22 protein-coding genes and 1 riboswitch are annotated in these 22,177 nt (G+C 40.4%); of the genes, 13 read left to right on the plus strand and 9 right to left on the minus strand.

Annotated elements, in window-relative coordinates; translation table 11 throughout:
- Window positions 1–10 precede the first annotated feature (10 nt).
- Window positions 11–886, minus strand: a complete 876-nt coding sequence (locus tag NYE65_RS16605) for a HAMP domain-containing sensor histidine kinase (protein ID WP_340861272.1) — start codon at window positions 884–886, stop codon at window positions 11–13.
- 935 nt (window positions 887–1,821) lie between these two features.
- On the opposite strand from NYE65_RS16605, the gene NYE65_RS16610 reads away from it, so the two are divergent.
- Together NYE65_RS16610 and NYE65_RS16615 are read left to right on the plus strand one after the other, a co-directional pair.
- Window positions 1,822–2,751 carry a glycerophosphodiester phosphodiesterase gene (locus tag NYE65_RS16610; protein WP_445670420.1) on the plus strand — a complete coding sequence of 310 codons (930 nt, stop codon included), beginning with the start codon at window positions 1,822–1,824 and terminating at the stop codon, window positions 2,749–2,751.
- Between the two features lie 159 nt (window positions 2,752–2,910).
- Window positions 2,911–4,050 (plus strand): zinc-dependent alcohol dehydrogenase, encoded by a 1,140-nt coding sequence (locus NYE65_RS16615; protein ID WP_328176243.1) that lies wholly within the window; start codon window positions 2,911–2,913, stop codon window positions 4,048–4,050.
- Between the two features lie 365 nt (window positions 4,051–4,415).
- On the opposite strand, the gene NYE65_RS16620 is transcribed toward NYE65_RS16615, so the two are convergent.
- The 3 genes from NYE65_RS16620 to NYE65_RS16630 are packed head-to-tail and all read right to left on the minus strand — an operon-like array spanning window position 4,416 to window position 7,346.
- On the minus strand, window positions 4,416–5,330 hold the full coding sequence (locus NYE65_RS16620) for an iron-hydroxamate ABC transporter substrate-binding protein (protein WP_340861273.1): 915 nt from the start codon (window positions 5,328–5,330) through the stop codon (window positions 4,416–4,418).
- 21 nt (window positions 5,331–5,351) lie between these two features.
- The gene (locus NYE65_RS16625; protein WP_371748484.1) at window positions 5,352–6,356 is read right to left on the minus strand and encodes a FecCD family ABC transporter permease; all 1,005 of its coding nucleotides are present in this window, start codon (window positions 6,354–6,356) and stop codon (window positions 5,352–5,354) included.
- Between the two features lie 12 nt (window positions 6,357–6,368).
- Window positions 6,369–7,346, minus strand: a complete 978-nt coding sequence (locus tag NYE65_RS16630; RefSeq protein ID WP_225989166.1) for a FecCD family ABC transporter permease — start codon at window positions 7,344–7,346, stop codon at window positions 6,369–6,371.
- Window positions 7,347–7,764: 418 nt separating this feature from the next.
- Here NYE65_RS16630 and NYE65_RS16635 point away from each other — a divergent pair, with 418 nt between their 5' ends.
- The 5 genes from NYE65_RS16635 to NYE65_RS16655 all read left to right on the plus strand — a co-directional run bounded on the left by NYE65_RS16635 (window position 7,765) and on the right by NYE65_RS16655 (window position 12,283).
- The gene (locus NYE65_RS16635; RefSeq protein WP_340861274.1) at window positions 7,765–8,217 is read left to right on the plus strand and encodes a hypothetical protein; all 453 of its coding nucleotides are present in this window, start codon (window positions 7,765–7,767) and stop codon (window positions 8,215–8,217) included.
- A gap of 239 nt (window positions 8,218–8,456) precedes the next feature.
- A complete protein-coding gene (locus tag NYE65_RS16640; RefSeq protein ID WP_268591560.1) occupies window positions 8,457–9,002 on the plus strand; it encodes a histidine phosphatase family protein in 546 nt (181 codons plus the stop codon).
- A 151-nt stretch (window positions 9,003–9,153) separates the two neighbouring features.
- Window positions 9,154–9,942: an HAD family hydrolase gene (locus tag NYE65_RS16645; protein ID WP_063592066.1), complete on the plus strand. Its 789-nt coding sequence runs from the start codon at window positions 9,154–9,156 to the stop codon at window positions 9,940–9,942.
- A 116-nt stretch (window positions 9,943–10,058) separates the two neighbouring features.
- Window positions 10,059–10,173, plus strand: a riboswitch (TPP riboswitch).
- 135 nt (window positions 10,174–10,308) lie between these two features.
- Entirely contained in the window at window positions 10,309–12,090 is a 1,782-nt protein-coding gene (gene thiC / locus NYE65_RS16650) for a phosphomethylpyrimidine synthase ThiC (RefSeq protein ID WP_053533829.1), read from the plus strand.
- 22 nt (window positions 12,091–12,112) lie between these two features.
- Entirely contained in the window at window positions 12,113–12,283 is a 171-nt protein-coding gene (locus tag NYE65_RS16655) for a hypothetical protein (RefSeq protein ID WP_153246124.1), read from the plus strand.
- Window positions 12,284–12,369: 86 nt separating this feature from the next.
- Here NYE65_RS16655 and NYE65_RS16660 read toward each other — a convergent pair whose 3' ends face one another.
- Window positions 12,370–12,879: a DUF3231 family protein gene (locus NYE65_RS16660; RefSeq protein ID WP_063577312.1), complete on the minus strand. Its 510-nt coding sequence runs from the start codon at window positions 12,877–12,879 to the stop codon at window positions 12,370–12,372.
- Window positions 12,880–12,978: 99 nt separating this feature from the next.
- Window positions 12,979–13,122, minus strand: a complete 144-nt coding sequence (locus NYE65_RS16665) for a hypothetical protein (protein ID WP_176548603.1) — start codon at window positions 13,120–13,122, stop codon at window positions 12,979–12,981.
- A 178-nt stretch (window positions 13,123–13,300) separates the two neighbouring features.
- Between NYE65_RS16665 and NYE65_RS16670 the strand changes: the two genes are divergently transcribed.
- Complete coding sequence (locus tag NYE65_RS16670) at window positions 13,301–13,933, plus strand: spore coat protein (RefSeq protein WP_340861275.1); 633 nt, start codon at window positions 13,301–13,303, stop codon at window positions 13,931–13,933.
- A 57-nt stretch (window positions 13,934–13,990) separates the two neighbouring features.
- Here the strand turns inward: NYE65_RS16670 and NYE65_RS16675 are convergent, their stop codons facing one another.
- The 3 genes from NYE65_RS16675 to NYE65_RS16685 form a co-directional block, all read right to left on the minus strand.
- A complete protein-coding gene (locus NYE65_RS16675; RefSeq protein WP_034305272.1) occupies window positions 13,991–14,356 on the minus strand; it encodes a carboxymuconolactone decarboxylase family protein in 366 nt (121 codons plus the stop codon).
- 111 nt (window positions 14,357–14,467) lie between these two features.
- The gene (locus NYE65_RS16680) at window positions 14,468–15,193 is read right to left on the minus strand and encodes a cytochrome c oxidase assembly protein (protein ID WP_445670455.1); all 726 of its coding nucleotides are present in this window, start codon (window positions 15,191–15,193) and stop codon (window positions 14,468–14,470) included.
- Window positions 15,194–15,239: 46 nt separating this feature from the next.
- On the minus strand, window positions 15,240–15,758 hold the full coding sequence (locus tag NYE65_RS16685; RefSeq protein ID WP_340861277.1) for a DUF2243 domain-containing protein: 519 nt from the start codon (window positions 15,756–15,758) through the stop codon (window positions 15,240–15,242).
- Between the two features lie 266 nt (window positions 15,759–16,024).
- Here NYE65_RS16685 and NYE65_RS16690 point away from each other — a divergent pair, with 266 nt between their 5' ends.
- From NYE65_RS16690 to NYE65_RS16710, 5 genes are all read left to right on the plus strand, one after another.
- A complete protein-coding gene (locus NYE65_RS16690) occupies window positions 16,025–16,870 on the plus strand; it encodes a manganese catalase family protein (protein WP_034305265.1) in 846 nt (281 codons plus the stop codon).
- 180 nt (window positions 16,871–17,050) lie between these two features.
- Window positions 17,051–18,031, plus strand: a complete 981-nt coding sequence (locus NYE65_RS16695) for an NAD(P)H-quinone oxidoreductase (protein ID WP_340861278.1) — start codon at window positions 17,051–17,053, stop codon at window positions 18,029–18,031.
- Window positions 18,032–18,230: 199 nt separating this feature from the next.
- Entirely contained in the window at window positions 18,231–18,998 is a 768-nt protein-coding gene (locus NYE65_RS16700; RefSeq protein ID WP_340861279.1) for an arylamine N-acetyltransferase family protein, read from the plus strand.
- 326 nt (window positions 18,999–19,324) lie between these two features.
- On the plus strand, window positions 19,325–19,948 hold the full coding sequence (locus tag NYE65_RS16705; protein ID WP_057275559.1) for a hypothetical protein: 624 nt from the start codon (window positions 19,325–19,327) through the stop codon (window positions 19,946–19,948).
- Window positions 19,949–20,205: 257 nt separating this feature from the next.
- On the plus strand, window positions 20,206–20,775 hold the full coding sequence (locus NYE65_RS16710; RefSeq protein WP_340861280.1) for a YdhK family protein: 570 nt from the start codon (window positions 20,206–20,208) through the stop codon (window positions 20,773–20,775).
- Window positions 20,776–22,177: the final 1,402 nt, after the last annotated feature.

Here is a 22,177-nt window from a genome sequence, read left to right on the forward strand (position 1 = left end):
GTATGTATGTTTAATCTATTTCTTTATATAAGGGCAAATAAATGGTGAACGATGTTCCTTTGTTCACTTCGCTCTGTACCACGATTTTCCCTTTGTATTTTTGAACGATGGAATAACAAACGGTCAGACCGATACCGGTTCCCCTATCTTTAAGCGAGTAAAATGGGGTGCCAAGTATTTCAAGCTGTTCTTTTGATAAACCTATTCCTGTATCCGTTATTCGTATTTTTGCCATAGTGCGTTCCTGCTCTGTTTCCACCTTGATGAATCCGGGTTTGTTCATTGACTCAATTCCATTTTTCATGATATTGACCAGTATCTGTTTAAGCTCGATGGGATTCATGTTAATGTGCAGGTCGTCACGGAAATCGAGAAGAAAGCCGATGTTGCGATTATTGGCAAAACTGGTCAATAGGTCGGAAATCTTTTGGATTTCATCATTTAAAGGAATGACCTGTGCATTATCCGTTTGCGGTTTTGCTAAAGACAAATAGTCATTGATAATCACTTGTGTATATTCAAGTTCCGTAAGCATGGTCTGTACATAAAATTTTTCCGTTTCATTCAGTTCCTTCTCTTGATCTAATAGCTGGGCAAACCCTTTAACGACTGTAATCGGATTACGTATCTCATGTGCAATGGTGGCAGCTAGCTGTCCGACTGAGTTCAATTGCTTGGCCTGCTGTATTTCCTTATGAAATGCATTATTGGATTCCATCCTATTATTGGTTCCTATGAATACGAATACCAATATGATTTGTATAGCGATGAAATTAAGCGTGTTGCCGAAACTATCCAAAGCGACATATTCATAAGTGTGTTGAAGATCCGTTTTTGAAATGATCAAGATGGAAGCGGGACCTAATATGATATTTAAAGTGGCCACAATATAAAACCCGATCTTATCAAAGAGAAAAATGGGAAACAAGGGTGCTATAGCAAATAAGGCCAGCATGATGGCAGTATCCGGAAATATCCAAAATTTGCTATAAAAATAAACAGTAATTAAAAAAATGAATAGGGTTTTATAAAAATTGACTTCTGTTTTTACGAAAAATAACAGAGAAATTATCATCCCCGATATTAAAATGACCTGTAATGTCATCTCGTAGGGATTATCTTTCCAACTTATAGGTGATACAGAAATCCCAACTAATAGTAAAAAGGATATCATTGCCATGAAAGCCTTCAGTATAAATCGGTGTTTGTTTTGATAATATTGATAATTTTTTAACATAATTCCCCTTAGTATTAATATTCTGTTTGCTTAATAGTAATATGATACTAGTTTTTTGTAAATCAGAAAAAGATAGATTTTGTCATCGATAACCTTTGTATCTATATTTTGGAAAGGTAAAGGATTTAAGGAAAACATCCTGTCCGGGCCACAAAGGTGTGTCAACATCGGTACATCCTATCTAATATCTGGAATTTAGCGCCTATAAGTTTGGTTTTATTATAGGTATGGAAGACTTAAATTGTTTGAATAAGAAGCATGACTTGCATAAAAGTGGATGGTTTGTAAATATTTAGTTATAATCATTTGGACGATCGTTTTTTTCTACCATTTCAATATGTACATGCCAAGAAACATTTTATATTTTTTTAGAAAAAGAGGCTTTTAGGAGGCTTGTTATCATTAATCAAACAATAAAGTTTTCATTCAACTTTTTGGTTGGGTAGAACGAACTGCATGAATGCCCTGTTTTTGATAGGTTATTTTAACCATTTTAACTACTATATTATTTCTTTACATTATATTCGCTGTAGATTCACATTCCCCTTTTAAAATAATGGTAATAAAAGGAGGGAGAGAGGGAAATGAAAACGAATATAAAGAAATTTGGTTTTTGTATGATGAGTGCGGCCTTTATATTGCAGGCTACTTCAATGGGGGCCTCCGCTGCAAATGGAAATCATTCCAATTCATCTATTCATGAGAAGAAAATTGTGAATGTCGCACATAGGGGAGCTTCTGGTTATGCACCTGAACATACCATTCCCGCTTATCAAATGGGAGAACAAATGAAAGGCGACTACATAGAAATCGATCTTCAAATGACCAAAGATGGTAGATTGGTAGCAATGCATGATGAAAAAGTGGATCGTACAACGAATGGTACTGGACTTGTGAAGGATTTAACGCTGGCAGAAATCAAGAAACTGGACGCCGGTACTTGGTTCAATGAAAAATATCCACAATTGGCAAAAGAGGGATATGAAGGGTTAAAGGTCCCTACTCTTGAAGAAGTCTTTAAGAAGTTTGGAAAGAAGGCCAATTACTATATCGAAACAAAATCCCCTGATGTGTATCCAGGGATGGAAGAAGAACTTCTGCAGGTTCTGGAAGAATATAAAATGGTTGATTCGAAGGGCCGTACAAAGAATGTATTAATACAATCGTTCAGTAAAGAAAGCCTTATGAAGGTTCATGACTTGAATCCAAGGTTACCTCTTGTGCAACTTTTTTCTTACAAGAACCAAGCAACCATTTCCGATGAAGAATTGGAATCCATAAAGGAATATGCAGTTGGCGTTGGCCCGAACTTCAGTAAAGTTGACGGACAATATGTGAAGATGGTTCGAAACCATGACCTCCAATTCCATCCATATACAGTAAATGAAAGAGCCGATATGAAAAAGGCGCTTGAGTGGGGTGCAACGGGGCTGTTTACGAATTATCCCGATGTGTTCAACGAGGTACTAAGTGAGTATAAGCACAAAGATAATGGAAATAAAGTTACTAAATAAATGGTTTCAAATGTGAGTTCCGGTTTCCGGGGCTTTTTTTTTGTCATCCAGGTGCAGCAGAATGGGCGATTAAATCTTGGGGAAATTAGATGTCCATAGGCTTAGTAGTCTTTCGGACGGGTATATAAAATAAATCAAGAAAATTTTAGGAGGTTGATTATGAAGGCTGTAACTTTTCAAGGAGCAAAAGATATACAGGTAAAACAGGTTGAAGATCCGAAACTTCAGGAAAAGGATGATATTATCGTCCGAGTGACTTCAACAGCTATATGCGGGTCCGACCTCCATATATATCAGGGGGCTTTGCCGACGCATAAAGATTATGTCATTGGCCATGAACCGATGGGCATCGTCGAAGAAGTGGGTCCGGAAGTGACAAAGGTGAAAAAAGGGGATAGGGTTGTCCTGCCTTTCAACATTTCTTGCGGGCACTGTTATTATTGTGAACATGATATGGAGAGTCAATGTGATAATTCCAACACTAATGAAGCGGTGGATACAGGCGGGTACTTTGGTTTTACGGAACGATATGGGAACTATCCAGGCGGGCAGGCAGAATATTTAAGGGTACCATATGGAAACTTCATGCCGTTTGTCATCCCAGAGTCATGTGAACTAGAAGATGAGTCGCTTTTGTTCATGTCCGATGTGCTGCCAACCGCATATTGGAGTGTAGAGAACGCTGGCGTCAATAAAGATGATACGGTAGCGATATTGGGCTGTGGACCGATTGGTTTGATGGCTCAGAAGTTCGCTTGGATGAAAGGAGCAAAAAGGGTCATTGCCATCGACAATCTACCTTATAGACTCAATAAGGCTAAACGGATGAATAAGGTAGAGGCGTATAACTTCGATGAATATAACGATATGGGCAGCTACATTAAGGAAATCACTTCAGGCGGGGCCGATGTAGTCATAGATTGTGTGGGAATGGATGGGAAGAAATCGACGATAGAGGCGATTGAGCAAAAGCTGAAACTTCAGGGTGGAACGTTAAGTGCGATCGAGATTGCCCTTAACGCCGTACGTAAATTCGGCACAATCCAACTGACTGGCGTATACGGTTCGAAATATAATATGTTCCCATTAGGCAATATATTTGAGCGGAACATTAACCTGAAAATGGGACAAGCACCAGTCATTCACTACATGCCAAAGCTTTTTGATGAAATCACGGCTGGAAAGTTCGACCCCACGGAAATCATATCCCATAAAGTCCCTCTCGAAAAAGCGAGTGAGGCTTATCAAATCTTTAACGATCACGAAGATGAATGTATTAAAGTGGTGCTAAAGCCATAATGTGATAGTATACTTACAAAAAGCAATTCACGTTTGAAATGAAAGATATTCACAGTTAGATGTCTTGTTTTTTCTTGTTCTTGTTCTTTGCTCTTCCCCCAATAACCGTCAATGATGATAACTAAAATTTTAAATGAATGGATAGAATTAATATACCTATAAACATCAAAAAGGCTCTTAACTAATAAGAGCCTTTTTCCATGCATAATTACTCTATATTCGAGTAAGGCTGATTCTTCCTTTTTTGAATCTATTGAGACCAGGCTAGATAATCCCATAGGTGTTAACCTTAATGATGAATTTTATGGTAACTCAAATGCTTAAAAGATACTATAAAAATAGACCAACAATAATAACTCAATCTATTATTTTGAAAAGATTTCTTTTGCATTGTCCAAGGCCATTTTATTTCCTAGTGCTGAATAGTCAAGCCATGGCTGGTCCGGAACTACGTAAACATGTTTTCCTTTGACTGCTTTCAAACCTTTCCAAATGGGTGTATCTTCTAACTGCCTAAAAGCTGTCTGGGACTCATCGTCACCGTTGACAATGACAAATATAGCATCTGCATCGAAATCTGGAAGAACTTCTTGAGATATGACTTCGTAAGGCAGATTTTTATCAATGTCTTCAACACCATTAGCAGGTTTAAAACCTAAATCCTGAAATAAGATAGGTCCCATTGGTCGTTTAGTACTAAATACTCGTAATTCCTTCGCCGTAACGCGCATTGCCATAACTTTACTGCCTTCACCAAGTTTATTTTCAATTAAATCTTTCACTTCTTTTGTTTGTTTTTCATAATCTGAAATGAACTTTTCTGCTTGCTGTTGACGATCGACAAGTTTACCTACGGACTTTAAATGATCTCTCCATGTTCCTTCATCAAGATTAAATACATGAGTCGGTGCGATTTTTTCATATTTTGATACATCTTGTCCTGAAAATTCCATATCAAGATAAATCACAGAAGGGTTTAGTTCAATCAACGCTTCCATATCTGGATCTTTCACAGGTCCAAGCTTTTCCGTATCTTTTAATTGATCCTTCACATGAGGCAGAAAATCCTTTAATTCTCCACCAATAACAGAACCAACTGGAGTTATACCTAATGCAAGCAAATCATTTGTTAGGTGAATGGAAAGTGAAGCGATTCTAGCTTCTTCGCTCCCAGGTTTATTTTTTTGTGCTGATTTACCATCATTTGAAGAAGTTTGTCCGCAAGCCGACAAAATAAGAATTAACATAATGCCATATAAAATAGTAAGTTTCTTGTTCATTTTTTTCCCCTTATTGAAAATTTATTTTGTTTTTGTGAGCAAATAAAGAAAATACGGAGCCCCTATAGCAGCCACTACTATACCAGCTGGAATAGCATTTGGCTGAAATATGGACCGACCAATGGTATCCGCAAGCACCAAAATAATGAGCCCTATAAGTCCTGCAACAGGAAGGAAATGTTGGTACATTGGGCCAACAAGCCGACGGGCAAGATGAGGGGCGACGAGACCAATAAATCCAATACCACCGGCCATCGCTACACTTGCACAGGACAAACCAACAGCAGTTACTAGCATCAGCAAACGCTGTTTTTGAACGGAAGCACCAAGTCCAGCTGCTACGTCATCACCAAGGGATAAGGCATTTAATGTGTTGGATTGGAACCAGGCATAAGGTGCTAAAATAAGGATCCACGGAAAAAGGGCAATAACATGAATCCAATCTCTTCCCCAAACATTTCCAACTAACCATCTTGAAGCAAATGAGTAGGTTTCTTCATCAAGACGAAGAGACAGAAAAAGTGTAATAGCACTAAAACCAGCAGAAATCGCAATTCCAACGAGAATAAGTCGAATGGGCGGTATGCCTTTGTAACGATCAAAGGCAAGTAAAACAATAAGAAAAGCAGTTAAGACTCCGCCTGAAAAGGTAAATAACGGTATAAGAATTGATGCTTTTTCATCTAATGAATGAAAATATGTAACAAAGATAATGAGACCAAAGGACGCACCTGCATGTAAGCCTAAAATTCCTGGATCTGCCAAAGGGTTACGTGATAAACCTTGTAAGATTGCACCAGAAATTCCTAATCCAACTCCCGCCAACATGGTAATCAAGATTCGCGGCATACGGTAATCAAACAGTACAGTAGAACTTTTAAAATCACCGTATCCAAAAAGCGTTTGGATTACTTTTAAAGGTGAAATCCGCAATGTACCGGTATTCAAGCTTATTAATACTGCAACTATACTCATTAAAATAAATACCATGGTAACTGTATATGCCCTCTTGTTGTCTGCATTCATAAGGTATTTCACCTATAAGTTCCTCCCTACTTTACGAGCAATATAGAGAAAAAAAGGAACACCGACAAGGGCTACCATTATACCAATAGCCAGCTCTCTAGGTGGGTTCAACGTACGTGCTCCCAAATCAGCCAGTATTAACAGTATCGAACCCAGTAATGCTGACATTGGAATGATGAGCTGATAATATCCTCCAACCAATTTTCGTGAAATATGTGGGATTACAAGTCCAACAAAACCTATTGAACCAACGGCCGAAACAGAAACTCCTGCCAGAATAACTGCTATTATCATTCCGAGTATTCTGATACGATTCGTATTCACACCAAGATTGGTGGAAATATCGTTGCCCATTGAAATAAGTGACACAGACCGCCCTAACGATATTGCCCAAAAAATAGCGATAAGAATGATAGGAACTAATACTTTCAAATGATTCCACTTTATCCCCGCAACACCTCCTGCATACCAAAATGCTAAATCTTGACTCAAATCATAATAAATAGCCACTCCTGAACTAAGTGAATGTAAGAGAGCTGCTATCACTGCACCTGAGATTGTTAATCGAATGGGTGTTAATCCTCCTGGCACAGATGATCCAATAACAAAAATGCATAATGTACTCAATACAGCTCCAATAAATGAAAAAAGCATCAAAAGAGAATATGGAATGTTTGGAAAGAAAGCAAAACTAAGGGCTACCACAAACATTGACCCAGCGTTAATTCCAAGTATTCCTGCATCAGCTAAGGGATTGTGGGTTACTCCTTGCATTAATGCTCCTGCAACTGCAAAAGCTGCTCCGACTAATGCTGCGCCAATAACCCGTGGAAGCCGTAGTTCGTGGATAATCTGTTGCTGTGTCAGTGTGGGATTATAATTAAAAACCGCTGACCACACGGTATTGAAGGTAACCTCTTTTGCCCCAAATGTTACAGCCAAAAACATGGACACCACCAATCCAAGAATCACCAGGATGAATAAACACATTAACAGAAAAACATTTGAACGATTTTTAAATTCCTTTAGCGAGAGAGTATGTAACATTCGTTAGTTCATCCTTTACTTTTCAATAAATGAAATTGATAATCATTTTCAGGATGAGTATAACTTTACTCTTTGTTGAAATCAAACTATTTTTCAATATATTAAAATATTGAATGACTGATATATGTTTCCATAACGCTTCTAAAGACAGTAGAATCCCATGGAAGAATTGAAGACTTGTAGATGATCAGAAGTACAAAAATAAGCGGATGAAACATTCAAAATCTATTATTATGATAAGGGGAAAAGTGAGTTGATGTTCTAAAAAGACACGTTGCCAAGTGATCTTGAATAAGGGTTTTTGGTAAGGGAATGGAGTATTTATATTATATAATGATAGTGACAAAAGGAGGATGTTCAGATGGTATATAACTCGGCAGCAGAACTTTGTGAAGGGTTTGGTTATCCGCCCGTTCACGTTAAATTGACGATAGAGATCATCGATAAGAGATTGGGAACTGTAAAGGCAGAAGCGGAGATTGCCATCAAGCCTGTTAAGGCAAAGGGATATCTGGAAGTATTGGTGGAAGAATTGGAATCGGAGCATATCTTTGCCGATGAAAATGGCAGTATCTATGGCAGCTTCGGCATCGATCAAAGCATCCAGATATATGATGAAGTCCTGACTACCATTCCGTTCGAAGAGATAATGGGAAATGAAAATTGGAAAGAGACAGTTGAGGAATCCATCACGGCGGATAAACTAAAGGAACAACTGGGGAAATCCCTAAATGATTATCAATTCAGTGATTTGAGCGGGAAATATAAATTCAGGAAAAGATGTAGGATAACAGAACTCCAATTCATAGATTAAACGAAAGGAGAAGGCGATATGCTTTCTCTTTTTTACATATGGCCATAATATTTTTCCTTATGATAATTAAATGCTTGCAGTGACACAATCTGTGAGAACCTTTAACGATACACAAGGGGCGCTCAGTAGGTTTTTAATGGTTTCAACTTGATTTATTATCTTGCTTTACATAGGTTAATATATTGTTAAGGGCTTTTATAAGAAATAGAAACGATTTTAAAAGATAAAAAGGAGAATATATGAAAATTGGTTTGGTACGGCATTTTAAGGTGGCACATGAATTTCCTACTGGGAAATCTGTGACGGCGGATGATATGAAGCAATGGTTTGTGGACTATGATGCAGCGGATATTATTTATGGAACGACTTTATTTGGCGTGGAGGAATGGCAGGAATGTTATTGCAGTGATATGTCGAGAGCCGTCAAGACAGCGGAACACATCTTTCCAGGCACGGTTCATCGGATGGAGGAGCTGCGGGAAATTCCTTCTCCCCCTCTGAGGGGAAGGATTAAGCTGCCGTTCATCCTTTGGGCCATCTGGATTCGCTGCTGCTCGGTGATCAACAAGCAGACAAGGGCGGAAATTAAGTTTGCTGAGCAAAGAATCAAAAAAGTATTGGATGAAGTCTTTGCAAAGGGGGAAAGGAATGTTCTGATCGTGAGTCATGCCGCCCTCATGGTATATATGAGGAAAGAGCTGATCCGACGCGGGTTCACCGGTCCAAAGTTCAAGATTGCCAGTAATGGAAAACTGTATGTATTTGAAAGCGGAAAAGGGAAATGAATATATGGTTCCCACCGGAAAAGGTAAGCCATTTTGTGAAGAAAGAGGCATGCATTTTCCGAATAGTTATTCTTTTTTTATTGGTTGTGGTTTATTATTGTAATAGTGTAATTTTTACGAATTCAATATTGGGGAAAGAGGGGTGGACATTTTGCTGAAGGCAGTTTTTTTTGATTTAGATGATACATTACTATGGGATCAGAAAAGTGTAAAAGAGGCTTTTGTGGCCACATGCGAAGTTGCCAAGGAGAAATATGGTCTGAATGTCGACGAGTTTGAAGAAGCGGTGCGGAAGGAAGCGCGTGATCTTTATTCTTCTTACGATACATATGCATTCACTCAAATGATCGGAATCAACCCATTTGAGGGACTATGGGGGAATTTTCAGGATGATCATGATGAATTCCGGAAGATGGCCGGGATTGTACCGGCTTATCGGAAAGAAGCGTGGACGAGGGGCTTGAAGGCATTAGGGATCGATGACCCGGAATTTGGGCTTGAACTGGCAGAACGTTTCCCGGCCGAAAGACGCAAAAAGCCATTTATCTATGAAGAAACATTCCGTGTTCTGGATGAATTAAAAGGGAAGTACAAATTGCTATTGCTTACGAACGGATCTCCTGAGCTGCAAAATACCAAACTTGAAATAACGCCTGAACTGGTTCCTTATTTCGACCAAATCGTGATTTCAGGCGCATTTGGACGAGGTAAACCGGATGCCTCCATTTTTGAGCATGCTTTGGAAATCATGGAGCTAGATAAGGATGAAGTATTGATGGTCGGCGATAATTTAATGACCGATATCCTTGGAGCATCACGGGTAGGCATAAAGTCGGTTTGGATAAATCGCCATGATAAGGAACGGAATGAAGTGATTCCAACCTACGAAATCACGCATTTAGAGGAGCTTTTCCCTATCCTTGAGAGCTTGGGGAATTAATTGGCGGTCCTCCTCCAAATAACAAATTTTAGATGATTGCAGAGAAAATACTAGGTCTTTTAAATTATTTACAGAATGAAAAGGGTGAGATATAGTTACCCTGTAATCAATTAAATTATTTAGACTAGGGGTGTCCAATAAAAGTTGGGCTGAGAGAGAAGCGCTTAAGCTTCTTAACCCTCAGGACCTGATCTGGTTCATACCAGCGTGGGGAAGTTAGAATCTACTAAACGATGACCTTTCAATTGGTCATTTCTGTAGTCATACTAACGTTAGCCGGGTCTTAAATATGAGACCTGGCTTTTTCGTGCGAAATGGATTGGATTTTGTCCTTTTTAAATGAACTTAAAAAGGAGAAATGAAATCATGAAGAGTAATTCAGTAAATGACATGAACGTTTCAATTATGTCCAGTTTTGCCGGGAGTAAAAAAGTGTATGTTGAGGGATCTAGACCCGATATTAAAGTACCTATGCGTGAAATTGAGCTAAGTCCGACGACAGGGGCATTCGGCGAAGAGGAGAATCCGCCTTTACGTGTATATGATACAAGCGGCTTCTATACGGATTCAGAATATCCGATTGATATTCATAAAGGCCTTGCCCCGATTAGACGCAGCTGGGTTCTGGAACGGGAAGATGTTGAAGAGTATGAAGGGCGTGAAATAAAGCCGGAAGATAACGGATATAGAAAAGTGGAGTCACAATCCAATGCCGAAGTTTTTCCGGGATTGAAAAGAAAACCATTGCGTGCGGTGAAAGGGAAAAACGTAACCCAGCTCCATTATGCCCGCAAAGGGATCATTACTCCAGAAATGGAGTTCATTTCGATCAGGGAAAATGTAGCCCCTGAGTTTGTAAGGGAAGAGGTAGCTAGCGGGCGGGCAATCATTCCGGCAAATATTAACCATCCTGAAAGTGAGCCCATGATCATCGGACGTAATTTTCACGTGAAAATAAATGCGAATATTGGAAATTCAGCTGTCAGTTCATCGATCGAAGCTGAAGTGGAGAAAATGACTTGGGCTACACGATGGGGTGCAGACAACATAATGGATCTTTCCACAGGAAAGAATATTCACACGACGCGGGAATGGATTATCAGGAACTCACCTGTGCCGGTTGGGACGGTTCCGATATATCAAGCATTGGAAAAAGTGAATGGGGTCGCGGAAGATTTAAATTGGGAAGTATTCCGGGATACATTAATCGAGCAGGCTGAGCAAGGTGTCGATTACTTCACCATACACGCTGGTGTGCTTTTGCGATACATCCCCATGACAGCAAAGCGAGTTACGGGTATTGTTTCCCGGGGAGGCTCCATCATGGCACAATGGTGCTTGGCCCACCACCAAGAAAGCTTTCTCTATACACACTTTGAAGAGATTTGTGAAATCATGAAGACGTATGATGTTTCTTTCTCATTAGGTGACGGTCTCCGTCCGGGATCCATTGCAGATGCAAACGATGAGGCACAATTTGCGGAATTGGAAACGCTTGGGGAATTGACGAAGATTGCTTGGAAGCACGATGTTCAAGTCATGGTGGAGGGACCCGGTCACGTACCGATGCATTTGATTAAAGAAAATATGGATAAGCAGCTGGAAGTCTGTCAAGAAGCACCATTCTATACCCTGGGACCATTGACGACGGATATAGCTCCTGGATACGACCATATCACTTCTGCGATTGGTGCTGCCATGATTGGATGGTTTGGAACGGCCATGCTTTGCTATGTGACACCGAAAGAGCATTTGGGACTTCCGAATAAAGAGGATGTTCGGGTAGGGGTCATTACTTATAAAATTGCAGCACACGCAGCTGATCTTGCAAAAGGCCATCCGCAGGCAAGAAAACGGGATGATGCCCTTTCGAAGGCTAGATTCGAATTTCGTTGGAGAGATCAGTTCAATCTTTCCCTTGATCCTGAAAGGGCGGTTGAATATCACGATGAAACTCTTCCGGCAGAAGGTGCCAAAACAGCCCATTTCTGTTCAATGTGCGGACCGAAATTCTGCAGTATGAGAATCTCTCAGGACATTCGTGATTTGGCGAAGGAAAAGGGTTTGGGCTTTGAGTCGGTAATCGATGAAGGGCTTAAAGAAAAAGCGAATGAATTTAGGAAAACGGATGGAAAAATCTATCAATGATTCCGACGAGAGGGAGAATTCGATGAATCGGGTAATCCAGATAAAAGTTGAAATGAAACAGTTGGAAACTCAATTGGAGCAGCTGAAAAGGGAGCTGAATATTTTTCGGGAGAATTGCAACCATGAATTTGTGAAAAATGATTATAGTCAACAATGTACAAAGTGCCACTTGATCGAAAGTCTTCAATGGTAATGATTCCTTAATCGTCCTTATGGAATGAATCCCTTAATCATGTTGATTCGATTACAAAACATGATTAAGGGATCTATCATTACTATTTACATACTTGTTTTATTGATATGAAGGGGAGGAGGGACAAGCCATCCTTTTTCCTTATTCAATCTTAGGAAGTCAGCACCCAATGCAGCTTTGTTGGTATGGAATTGCGCAAACATCTGTGCAATATCTTCGCGGATGCATTGACCCATCATTTGGCTGCAAGCAACTAATCCTGCATTAATATCGATTGATACTGAAGCGGAGATTTCAGGATCTTGAAGACGTGCCCCGACGGGAATATCCTCCAAATTAGCTTTAGGCCTTTCAGGTGGTGAGGGAGGCAGTCCTACGTTATTTTCTTTTAATAATGATTCAAGTTGGTCATGTTCCTGTTTCCCTTGATCGATCACTTCAACAAGCAATTTATGCAGGTCCTTGTCGCCAGTATGATTAAGCATGGTTTGATGACAGGCAATCAACCCTTTTGTAGTTGTTAGAAATGCCCATGTTCCAAAAACCTCTCCGTAATGCATAGGCTCATCTTTCGGATTTCCGCTTAAAATTCCCATAACCATCCTCCTTGAAATTCATGAACGCATTTAAGTTACCCTGAATTCATCCAAGCATGCATCGTTGGTGTTTGGGAAATGTTAGAGGGCTTTTAATGCTTACCCTTTTATTCCTTGCAGCCATTCTTGGTAACATTCATCACAGAGCATTTCATTTCTATCCGTGTCAGTAATTTGAAATGTTACTATATGGATTTTTTTTTCTTCCGTGACATCACTACAATAGAAGCATTGATGTGTCATTAGAAATCCTCCCATGTATATAAAGTGTTTATAGTTTAAAGCGCCACGGTTTTTTTATACAGAAAAAATGATGCAGCAGTTTATTGGTCTTCTTGGAAGAGTTTAGATTGAATAATCCGGTTGGGGTTTAACATACTAAACGTGTTCGCTTGATTGATAAAATGAGGAGGGAAATACAATGCAAAACCAATATCAACAAGGTCAAGTACACCAGAACATGCAAACGGGTGCCATCCCCCCACAATTGAATCACGGTGGTCACGAAGTATTCGATGTACATGAAGTGCTGTCGGGAGCGATCGGTACTTTAAACACGTATACTCTATTGCGTCAGCATGTCCAAGATCAGGAATTACTCGACATTCTGGATCGTCAATATCGGTTCATCCAAGATGAATATAATATTTCATTGGAGTGCTTCCAAACGGGCCAGGATCCTTCTAAACCAACTCAGAGCTACAAAATGAATCAAGGTAACGATTTTATATATGGATTGACACCAACTCAGCCAAAAAAACCTTTGCAATCCGTATCGGAAATTACGGATGAATGCATTTCAGGCTTGATGCTTGCGGCTGTTAAGTCTGCGGCATCCATGAAGGCGATGGCAGCGCTTGAAATAACGAATCCGGTGGTTCGCCGCGTATTTGCAGATTCCGTTCCGAACTGCATTGAAATGGCCTATGAGATTTCGATATATCAAAACAAACATCATTATTACCAAGTTCCGCAGCTTGCACAGCAGGATATGCAACAAATGATGAATTCGTATGCCCCCGCACAAGGGAATAACAACAACATGAGTCATTAAAAGCAGTTATTAATAACATAAAGAAGGGATAGGACTGATTCTCCTATCCCTTTTTTATCATTGTTTCATCTGATTTATTTCCTGAATGCATTCCTGGACCAGGGTAACAGCCTGACTCATGGTTGCTCCTCCGCCAAATGCCGCGGTCACACCAATGGCTTCAAGAATTTCTTGTTCGGAACAGCCTTGATCAAGACATCCTTTTGTATGATAGATAATACAGTATTCATCTTGTGAATATAAGCTTATTCCTAGTGCGATAAGCTGTTTTTCTTTCTTGGACAATTGACCTTCTTTAAAGCACTCTTCCGTAAACGAATTGAATTTCTCAGCAAGATCTGGCATTTTATGCGTAAAGACACCGATTCCAGCTTTATAATCACGAAGAGCATTTTCAGTAGAATTGTTCGCTTCATATTCCATTTTTCATTCAGCTCCATCCAAAATTTTTTCATCAAAAATTAGTATGGGCTAAATGTTGGACGATTAAACAGAAACGCAGGAGTTTACCGAAGTAATCATGGAACCTCCTTCCTATAAGGCAAGTGACCCCTTGGGCCGGGTATCTTTGAACCATTGATAGCAAAGGATGCATATAAGTGCAACGTCAATCGCATCACCAGCATAGTACATTAACATTCCGCCATTTTCCGCTTGTACCTTGGTGACTCCGTTTGGCGGGTGGGCAAAAATATATTTAGAAAGGATATCATGGCCGGCCAGTGAAATTGTAAATACGATAGCTCGAAACATAAAGCTGAACCTGTGGGGTGCAGGGTCCATATAAATCATAGACGCAGTGAATAGATAGCCCGCTATGAACACGTGGAAATGCACTAATGCATGCAGAAGGGCATTCTGATGCATCAACCCGTACAGACCAGTCGTATAAAGGATCCAAAGCCCTCCAATATTAAGCGCAGAGGCAGTGATTGGATTGCTTAAAAATCGCAGCGGCCAACTTTTCAACACCTTTGAAAGGCGTCTTGCTGATTGTACATCAAGTGTTCGCAGTGCAAGCGTAATGGGTGCAGCAAGCACGAGCAGGATGGGTGCAATCATTCCAAGCAGTAAATGACCAACCATATGCGCCGTGAAGTCCATATGCGCACGATTGGCTATTGGGCCTATGATTGCAGAGGCTGCACAGAGAGTGCCAAGAATCCAAAAGAAGGTACGGTATAATGGCCATTTTTTATAGCGGTGGTTCGAAATGATGACAGCTGCGATATAAATCACTAAACTCGGCATGAGTAGCATCAATAAAATCGGTTCAAAACCAGTTCCGTTATCATGAATATGTCCATTACTGTGCATTGCTGGCGTCTTCTTTCATTTTAAGTAAGCTGCGCCTTGTTTGAATGACGAGGGTAATGCCGATCAAGATCATGATTGTGGCGGCAATGTTCCAAGTCAAGTCGTATGGGGAAATATCGACATTGTAACGGATTTGATGGAGGCGCATTAGCTTGTGCTGGATGATTCCGTCATATAACTGGAAAGAACCTGCTCCGAGCAAAACTCCCCCTATCCACCTTTTCAGCCATAATCCCTTTCGACGGCGAAGGTCAGCGAACATGAATAACGACCCGACCGTTGCGAACCAGCTTAGGGCATGAAATAAACCATCCGAGATAAGCCCGATACTGGTTGTGGATTTGTCATAGAAATGATGCCAATGTAATAGTTGATGAAAGATGGCTTCATCGATGAATGCAACCAATCCGATCCCGAATAGAAAACCGGACCATTGGTTACGAGCGGAATAAGTATAACGTAATTCTGAAATGGATTGATCTCTTTGATTTCGGGGCTTGAAATCCATTTTTCATCCTCCTTTTTCCTATATATGGTTCTTTCTACTTTACCCTGTAATTTAAAGTTATAGACAGGTAAATGGACCTTTTATATATCTTATTTATTGAGCGATTCATAGCACAAAGAAAATCCTTGGCTTATTAGTTCAGTCATCAATGTTAATGGTATGTAAATTTCTTCTAATTATTGTTCATTATAACTGAATTATGGTTTTAAGCATGTACAGGCGGGTAATAAAAAACCGTACATCATATAAAAAAAGGAGGAGTTAATATGTTTCGCCATCAAAAAGAATTGCAATTTGAAGTTAAGGTAGATCGACCAGATCCGATGCTTGCCCGTCAAATTCAGGAAGTGTTAGGTGGACAGTTTGGGGAAATGACTGTCATGATGCAATACCTTTTTCAGGGATTTAACTGCCGTGGAGAAGAAAAATACAAAGATATGCTGATGGATATCGGTACAGAGGAAATTGGACATGTAGAGATGCTTTGTTCACTCATTAGTCAATTGCTTGATGGCGCTTCTCCGGAAGATCAAGCAGAAGCCGCAAAAGATCCTGCTACAGCAGCGATCATGGGTGGTATCAATCCCCAGCATTTGCTCGTAAGCGGTCTTGGCGGACTGCCAACCAACTCGAATGGGGTGCCTTGGAACGGATCTTATATCGTAGCCAGCGGAAATTTATTAGCAGACATGCGATCCAATCTGCATGCTGAAAGCCAAGGACGCCTTCAAGTGGCCCGTTTATATCATATGACAAAAGATGAAGGGGTACGTGCTACCTTCCGTAAAATGTTAGCCCGTGATCGTTACCACCAATATCAATGGATGGCGGCCATTGCAGAACTTGAAGAAAAAAATGGCGTGGTTGTTCCCGCATCATTCCCACCGGAAGCGGAAATGGAATCTCAACCGGAAGCGTACGAATTCTGGAACTTATCGGAAGGTAATGAATCGGCAGATGGCCTATGGGCAACAGGAAGCGCCCCAGATGGTACGGGAGATTTTGTTTATGTAGCTGAACCAGTCGCAAAAGGACAGATTCCTAACCCTAAGGTTCCGGCAGCACAATTGCATCATGACCTGGATAGAAGTCAATCGCTTAATAAAAGATAATATAAACTTTTCAAAAAAAGCTCGATGGCCCCGAAAGGGACATCGACTTTTTTATTCTGCCTTGTTTGCCAAAACCTAATTATTTGCTTGTGGATATTTTTTGGAGTAGGATAGTTTCCATCTTCAAGACAAACCATTTTAAAAGGATGGTCACTAATTTAATGGTAAGGAGTGGGGCAAATGAAAGCAGTAGTGGTTAAAGAACCGGGTGGTGCAGAACAATTACTATTTAAAGATTTTTCAAAGCCCGTGCCCGGTAAAGGGGAAATATTAATAAAGGTTAAAGCGTCTGCGATAAATAGAACGGATATAGTTTCCCGGGAAGGGAAATCCGGTTATATGGCCAATCCAATATTAGGGATTGAAGTTTCCGGGGAAGTGGTGGAAACAGGGGAAGGAGCAAATATACAATCGGGGACGAGGGTGATGGGCCTTGTAAACGGCGGCGGTTATGCTCAATATGCTTTGATGCCGGCTGATCGTGCAATGAAGATACCGGATAACCTGTCATTTGAAGAAGCGGCAGCGATTCCTGAAGTATTCTTGACTGCGTACCAAACCTTGTTTTGGTTAGGTGAATTGACGGATCAAGAAACGGTATTGATTCATGCTGGCGGAAGCGGTGTAGGCACTGCGGCTATCCAACTGGCAAAAAAACTGACAAAAGCGAAAATCATCACTACAGCCGGCTCAAAGGAAAAATTGGATTTCTGTCACTCACTAGGAGCGGATATCTGTATCAACTATAAAGAACAAGCTTTTGATGAGGAAATCCTGAAAGCTACAAATAATCAAGGAGTGGATGTTATCCTGGATTTCATCGGTGCTTCTTACTGGGAGAAAAACCTTAAAAGCATAAAAACTGATGGACGATGGGTACTGATAGGCATTCTAGGCGGAACTGTAGTCGAGAAGGTGAACCTGATGGAACTTCTCTTAAAAAGAGTTCAATTAAAAGGCACTCTACTAACTCCCCGGAGTGATGAATATAAAAAAGAGTTAACGGAAGAATTCGTTAAAAAGGCAATGCCGTTGTTCCGCAAAAATGAAATCAAGGCAATTGTGGACCATGTCTTCCCTTTTGAAGAGGTACATAGGGCGCATGAACATATGGAAGCCAATAAGAATGTAGGTAAAATAATCTTACAGGTAAATGAATGATTAAAGAAAAACTGCCTCGGTGCATGAATGGGGGAGGTTGCCCAGGATTAAGACATGATTGGGCGACCTCTTTTCAGGTGATAAGCAAAAGGTGGAGCTGATGGCAGATTGATTGAAGGATGAAATATGGACAAAGTATAATGAATATATACAAAGTCAAGATACGCTTCGCCGGTATCTGTCTAAGGGGGGAATCTTAATGAATGAACTGAATGCATTATTCAGGAAAAGAATAGGGCTCCAGGAAGATGTGAAACTGACATTTGAGAAATTAGACGAAATTCTCGATAAGACAGCGAAAACCATTCCTTTTGAAAACTTATCAATCATGGCATCCCGTCTGAGTGATATCAATAAAGCGAATATCATGAACAAAGTCCTCCTGAGGAATGAGGGGGGATTATGCTATGAATTGAATTCAGCCCTTTATTTTTTCCTGTTGGAAAATGACTTTGATGTATCTTTGGTTCGTGGTGTCATCTATAATCAGGGGTGGATGACCATAGGAAGGACACATGTCACCATTCTATTGAACCATGAGGGCCAAACCTATTTGATCGATACGGGTTTTGGCGGGAATCTGCCATTAAAACCAGTTCCGTTGAACGGGCAAACGGTCGTTTCCGGAAATGGCAAATTCAGGATAAAAAAAGAAAGTACCGTCCATGGAGATCATATCCTTGAATTAAAACTGAAACATAAAGATCGCGATTGGAGAATAGGCTATGCTTTCGATTCTTCACAACCCGTGGGAAATGTAGCGGAACTTAATGAGGTCCAAACGATCATCAGGGAAAATCCCCAATCGCCATTCAATAAACATCCATTAATCACCCGGTTGACAAACAGCGGGAACATCACTTTAACCGATACTTCCTTTACAAAGTGGGAAAATGGAAAAGTGACGAAAGAAGAAATAGATGGAACACGATTTAAAGAGTTAATGAAACAGCACTTCGATAGATAGTATAAAAAAATCTGAATATCAAAGGCATCCTTATCGAAAGGTTGTCCATTCGCGACAGTTTCTTATAGAATGGTCTTTCCATAGGATGTCATGGATATGCAAGACTTAGAAAACTATTACTATATTAATTTGCGACACTCCTGCTGAATAGTTGGCCGGTAGAGAACCCGCTGAATGCTTTATGGCGGAAAAGTAGCGAATTTCTGAGAACACTTGAAAACTGTAGGCAAACTGTCTTACTACGAATTTGTCTACAGTCTTAAACATCCATTATGGATGTTTTACTATTTATTCAATACATTAGAATTCAGTGGGGTGAGAAGGATATGGAGAAGAAGAACCGATTGGTTTTTACTAGATCGAATGCAGCTGCTAAACGAAAATTCGATGAAGCCATCACCATTTTGGAATATAGTGTAATGCTTGTTGAATTCTTTGGATTACAAGAATTCAACAATATAATTGCCGGACAGTTAAGGCTGATTCTATGTGAAACGAAAAATACGCGCATAAAGCGGGAAAAGGTCACAATTGACCAATCCTTAATAAAGAAAATCAATCCTAACCCGAAATTGTATCCCATTAAAGACTCCAATCAAATGAGCAATGATCATGATCATATTACGGAAGAACTCTTCGATTATACTAAACAAAGGATTGAGCTAAAGCTTTGGAGAAATCAAATTATCTATAAAATCGATATCGAAGGAAAAACCCAGGAAATTAAAGTCATTGATTTTATTAAGGAAACAGCTAATAAAATTGGCGGTGCACATGCTGAATCAAGTTTCCCTAATAAGTCCATTATTTCTGATGGACATACGAAAATCATGTTAATAGGTATAGCGAAAGGGTTATTCAAATCCATAGGCAGGGATTATAAAAAACATGCCTCCCTGAACCTTTCACATATCATGCAAAAAATCGAACAATCAACTTTGGAAGACTAGACAGAGGAAGGACTTTTGACCAAGTCCTTCTTGCTTGATTTCCAAGCACGATCCGGCAGGATTGAATACCTCAAATACCCTCTATCACTAAACCATTCTTTTTCCTCGTTAAACCAAGCTCGATGGCATGCTGTTCACTTTTATCCAGACCTTTAATATGATCGCCATCAGGTTACATTCAGTCACGAGTGTACTCCATATTTTCTGCATATTTAATTGGTAAGATGGATGTAATCATAAAGGAGGTTTTATTCAATATGAAAATAAGAACAAAATTGCCTATCATCTTATCATTATTTGCAGCCCTGTTTTTAGTCCTTGGAGCATGTTCCAACAGCGATGATAAAAACAAAGAAGAGAAAGAAGTAAAGGAACATAGTGAAATGGACATGAACCATTCTAGCTCGGATGATGTTCCGGAGGGATTAAAAGCGGCAGAAAATCCAACCTATGAAGTTGGAAGTCAAGCGATTATCGAATCAGGTCATATGGAAAGCATGAAAGGGGCGGAAGCAACAATAGTGGGTGCCTTTGATACGACTGCTTATGCAATTTCGTATACTCCTGCAACTGGCGGAGAAAAAGTGGAAAATCATAAATGGATCATTCACGAAGAAATCAAAGATGCAGGTGAAGTGACGTATGAACCCGGAGCGGAGGTCACAGTAAATGCTTCTCATATGGAAGGGATGAAAGGGGCAGTCGCTAAAGTTGAATCTGCCGAAAAAACGACTGTTTATATGGTCGATTTCACACCGACTACGGGAGGAGAAAAAGTGAAGAACCATAAATGGGTAACCGAAAGCGAATTATCTGCGTCTAAATGATTTAATATCATGAGTTCAAAAACAGAAGAAAAAAGGATTGGAAACTCCTTCAGTTTGTGACAAAAGTGGATTCGTAATAGTCTCATCCTGAACCATGATTTGAAAAACAAGACTAGATGATCATTGATGTTCTTTTACTGTAAGCCTCATTGGATTGAAGAGATTTACGACACTCCTGCCGAATAACTGGCTAGCCGAGACCCCACAGGCGCTCGCCTGCGGGGTCTCCCTGGCCACGCTTTTCCCGCAGGAGTTCGTACCTTCCGTTCCAATCAACTGGAATTTTATAAAAGAAATATTGTAGGGAAACTGGCTCTTTTCCAATTCGTCTACAGTCTGGCTGTTCCATCAATTTTTTGACAAAGGGGAGTTCGGATTGGCCCCACCCCGAACATGAAATTAAAACAAGACTAGATTATCATTGATGTTTTTTTTCTTGTAAGCCTTATTGGATTAAAGAGATTTGCGACATTCCAGCCCAATAACTGGCTAGCCGAGACCCCACAGGCGCTTCTGCCTAGGAGGCTTGGCAGAAAGTCGGCGGAAAGGGAGTATGTGTAATGATTTCCACTCCAGGCACTCGCTTTCCGCGGGCGGTCCGGGAGCCTACTCGGCGTTCGCCTGCGTGGTCTCCCTGGCCACGCTTTTCCCGCAGGAGTCTCGTACCTTCCGTTCCAATCAACTGGAATTTAATAAAAGTAATATTGTAGGGAAACTGGCTCTTTTCCAATTCGTCTACAGTCTGGCTGTTCCATCAATTTTTTGACAAAAGGGAGTTCGAATTGACCACCCCGAACCATGAAATTAAAACAAGATTAGATTTTCATTGATGTTTTTTTTCTTGTAAACCTTATTGGATTAAAGAGATTTGCGACATTCCAGCCCAATAACTGGCTAGCCGAGACTCCACAGGCGCTTCTGCCGAGGAGGCTTGGCAGAAAGTCGGAGGAAAGGGAGCGGATTTCCGAAAGGGGGTATGTGTAATGATTTCCACTCCAGGCACTCGCTTTCCGCGGGCGGTCCGGGAGCCTCCTCGGCGCTCGCCTGCGGGGTCACCCTGGCCACGCTTTTCCCGCAGGAGTCTCGTACCTTCCGTTCCAATCAACTGGAATTTTATAAAAGTAATATTGTAGGGAAACTGGCTCTTTTCCAATTCGTCAACAGTCTGGCTGTTCCATCAATTTTTTGACAAAAGGGAGTTCGAATTGATCCCACCCCGAACCATGAAATTAAAACAAGATTAGATTTTCATTGATGTTTTTTTTCTTGTAAGCCTTATTGGATTAAAAAGATTTGCGACATTCCAGCCCAATAACTGGCTAGCCGAGACCCCACAGGCGCTTCTGCCTAGGAGGCTTGGCAGAAAGTCGGAGGAAAGGGAGCGGATTTCTGAAATCAACTG

It is taken from the genome of Peribacillus sp. FSL R5-0717, assembly GCF_038002945.1.
Lineage (GTDB): Bacteria > Bacillota > Bacilli > Bacillales > DSM-1321 > Peribacillus > Peribacillus frigoritolerans.

What these genes read in the sequence shown, in the direction of transcription:
- NYE65_RS16635 (WP_340861274.1), top strand. Translation starts at nt 7,765, where the DNA reads ATGGTATATAACTCGGCAGCAGAACTTTGTGAAGGGTTTGGTTATCCG.
- NYE65_RS16665 (WP_176548603.1), bottom strand. Translation starts at nt 13,122, where the DNA reads ATGACACATCAATGCTTCTATTGTAGTGATGTCACGGAAGAAAAAAAA.
- NYE65_RS16685 (WP_340861277.1), bottom strand. Translation starts at nt 15,758, where the DNA reads ATGGATTTCAAGCCCCGAAATCAAAGAGATCAATCCATTTCAGAATTA.
- NYE65_RS16640 (WP_268591560.1), top strand. Translation starts at nt 8,457, where the DNA reads ATGAAAATTGGTTTGGTACGGCATTTTAAGGTGGCACATGAATTTCCT.
- NYE65_RS16615 (WP_328176243.1), top strand. Translation starts at nt 2,911, where the DNA reads ATGAAGGCTGTAACTTTTCAAGGAGCAAAAGATATACAGGTAAAACAG.
- NYE65_RS16690 (WP_034305265.1), top strand. Translation starts at nt 16,025, where the DNA reads ATGTTTCGCCATCAAAAAGAATTGCAATTTGAAGTTAAGGTAGATCGA.
- NYE65_RS16695 (WP_340861278.1), top strand. Translation starts at nt 17,051, where the DNA reads ATGAAAGCAGTAGTGGTTAAAGAACCGGGTGGTGCAGAACAATTACTA.
- thiC (WP_053533829.1), top strand. Translation starts at nt 10,309, where the DNA reads ATGAAGAGTAATTCAGTAAATGACATGAACGTTTCAATTATGTCCAGT.
- NYE65_RS16675 (WP_034305272.1), bottom strand. Translation starts at nt 14,356, where the DNA reads ATGGAATATGAAGCGAACAATTCTACTGAAAATGCTCTTCGTGATTAT.
- NYE65_RS16680 (WP_445670455.1), bottom strand. Translation starts at nt 15,193, where the DNA reads ATGCTACTCATGCCGAGTTTAGTGATTTATATCGCAGCTGTCATCATT.
- NYE65_RS16610 (WP_445670420.1), top strand. Translation starts at nt 1,822, where the DNA reads ATGAAAACGAATATAAAGAAATTTGGTTTTTGTATGATGAGTGCGGCC.
- NYE65_RS16710 (WP_340861280.1), top strand. Translation starts at nt 20,206, where the DNA reads ATGAAAATAAGAACAAAATTGCCTATCATCTTATCATTATTTGCAGCC.
- NYE65_RS16660 (WP_063577312.1), bottom strand. Translation starts at nt 12,879, where the DNA reads ATGGGAATTTTAAGCGGAAATCCGAAAGATGAGCCTATGCATTACGGA.
- NYE65_RS16625 (WP_371748484.1), bottom strand. Translation starts at nt 6,356, where the DNA reads ATGAATGCAGACAACAAGAGGGCATATACAGTTACCATGGTATTTATT.
- NYE65_RS16630 (WP_225989166.1), bottom strand. Translation starts at nt 7,346, where the DNA reads ATGTGTTTATTCATCCTGGTGATTCTTGGATTGGTGGTGTCCATGTTT.
- NYE65_RS16705 (WP_057275559.1), top strand. Translation starts at nt 19,325, where the DNA reads ATGGAGAAGAAGAACCGATTGGTTTTTACTAGATCGAATGCAGCTGCT.
- NYE65_RS16620 (WP_340861273.1), bottom strand. Translation starts at nt 5,330, where the DNA reads ATGAACAAGAAACTTACTATTTTATATGGCATTATGTTAATTCTTATT.
- NYE65_RS16700 (WP_340861279.1), top strand. Translation starts at nt 18,231, where the DNA reads ATGAATGAACTGAATGCATTATTCAGGAAAAGAATAGGGCTCCAGGAA.
- NYE65_RS16670 (WP_340861275.1), top strand. Translation starts at nt 13,301, where the DNA reads ATGCAAAACCAATATCAACAAGGTCAAGTACACCAGAACATGCAAACG.
- NYE65_RS16655 (WP_153246124.1), top strand. Translation starts at nt 12,113, where the DNA reads ATGAATCGGGTAATCCAGATAAAAGTTGAAATGAAACAGTTGGAAACT.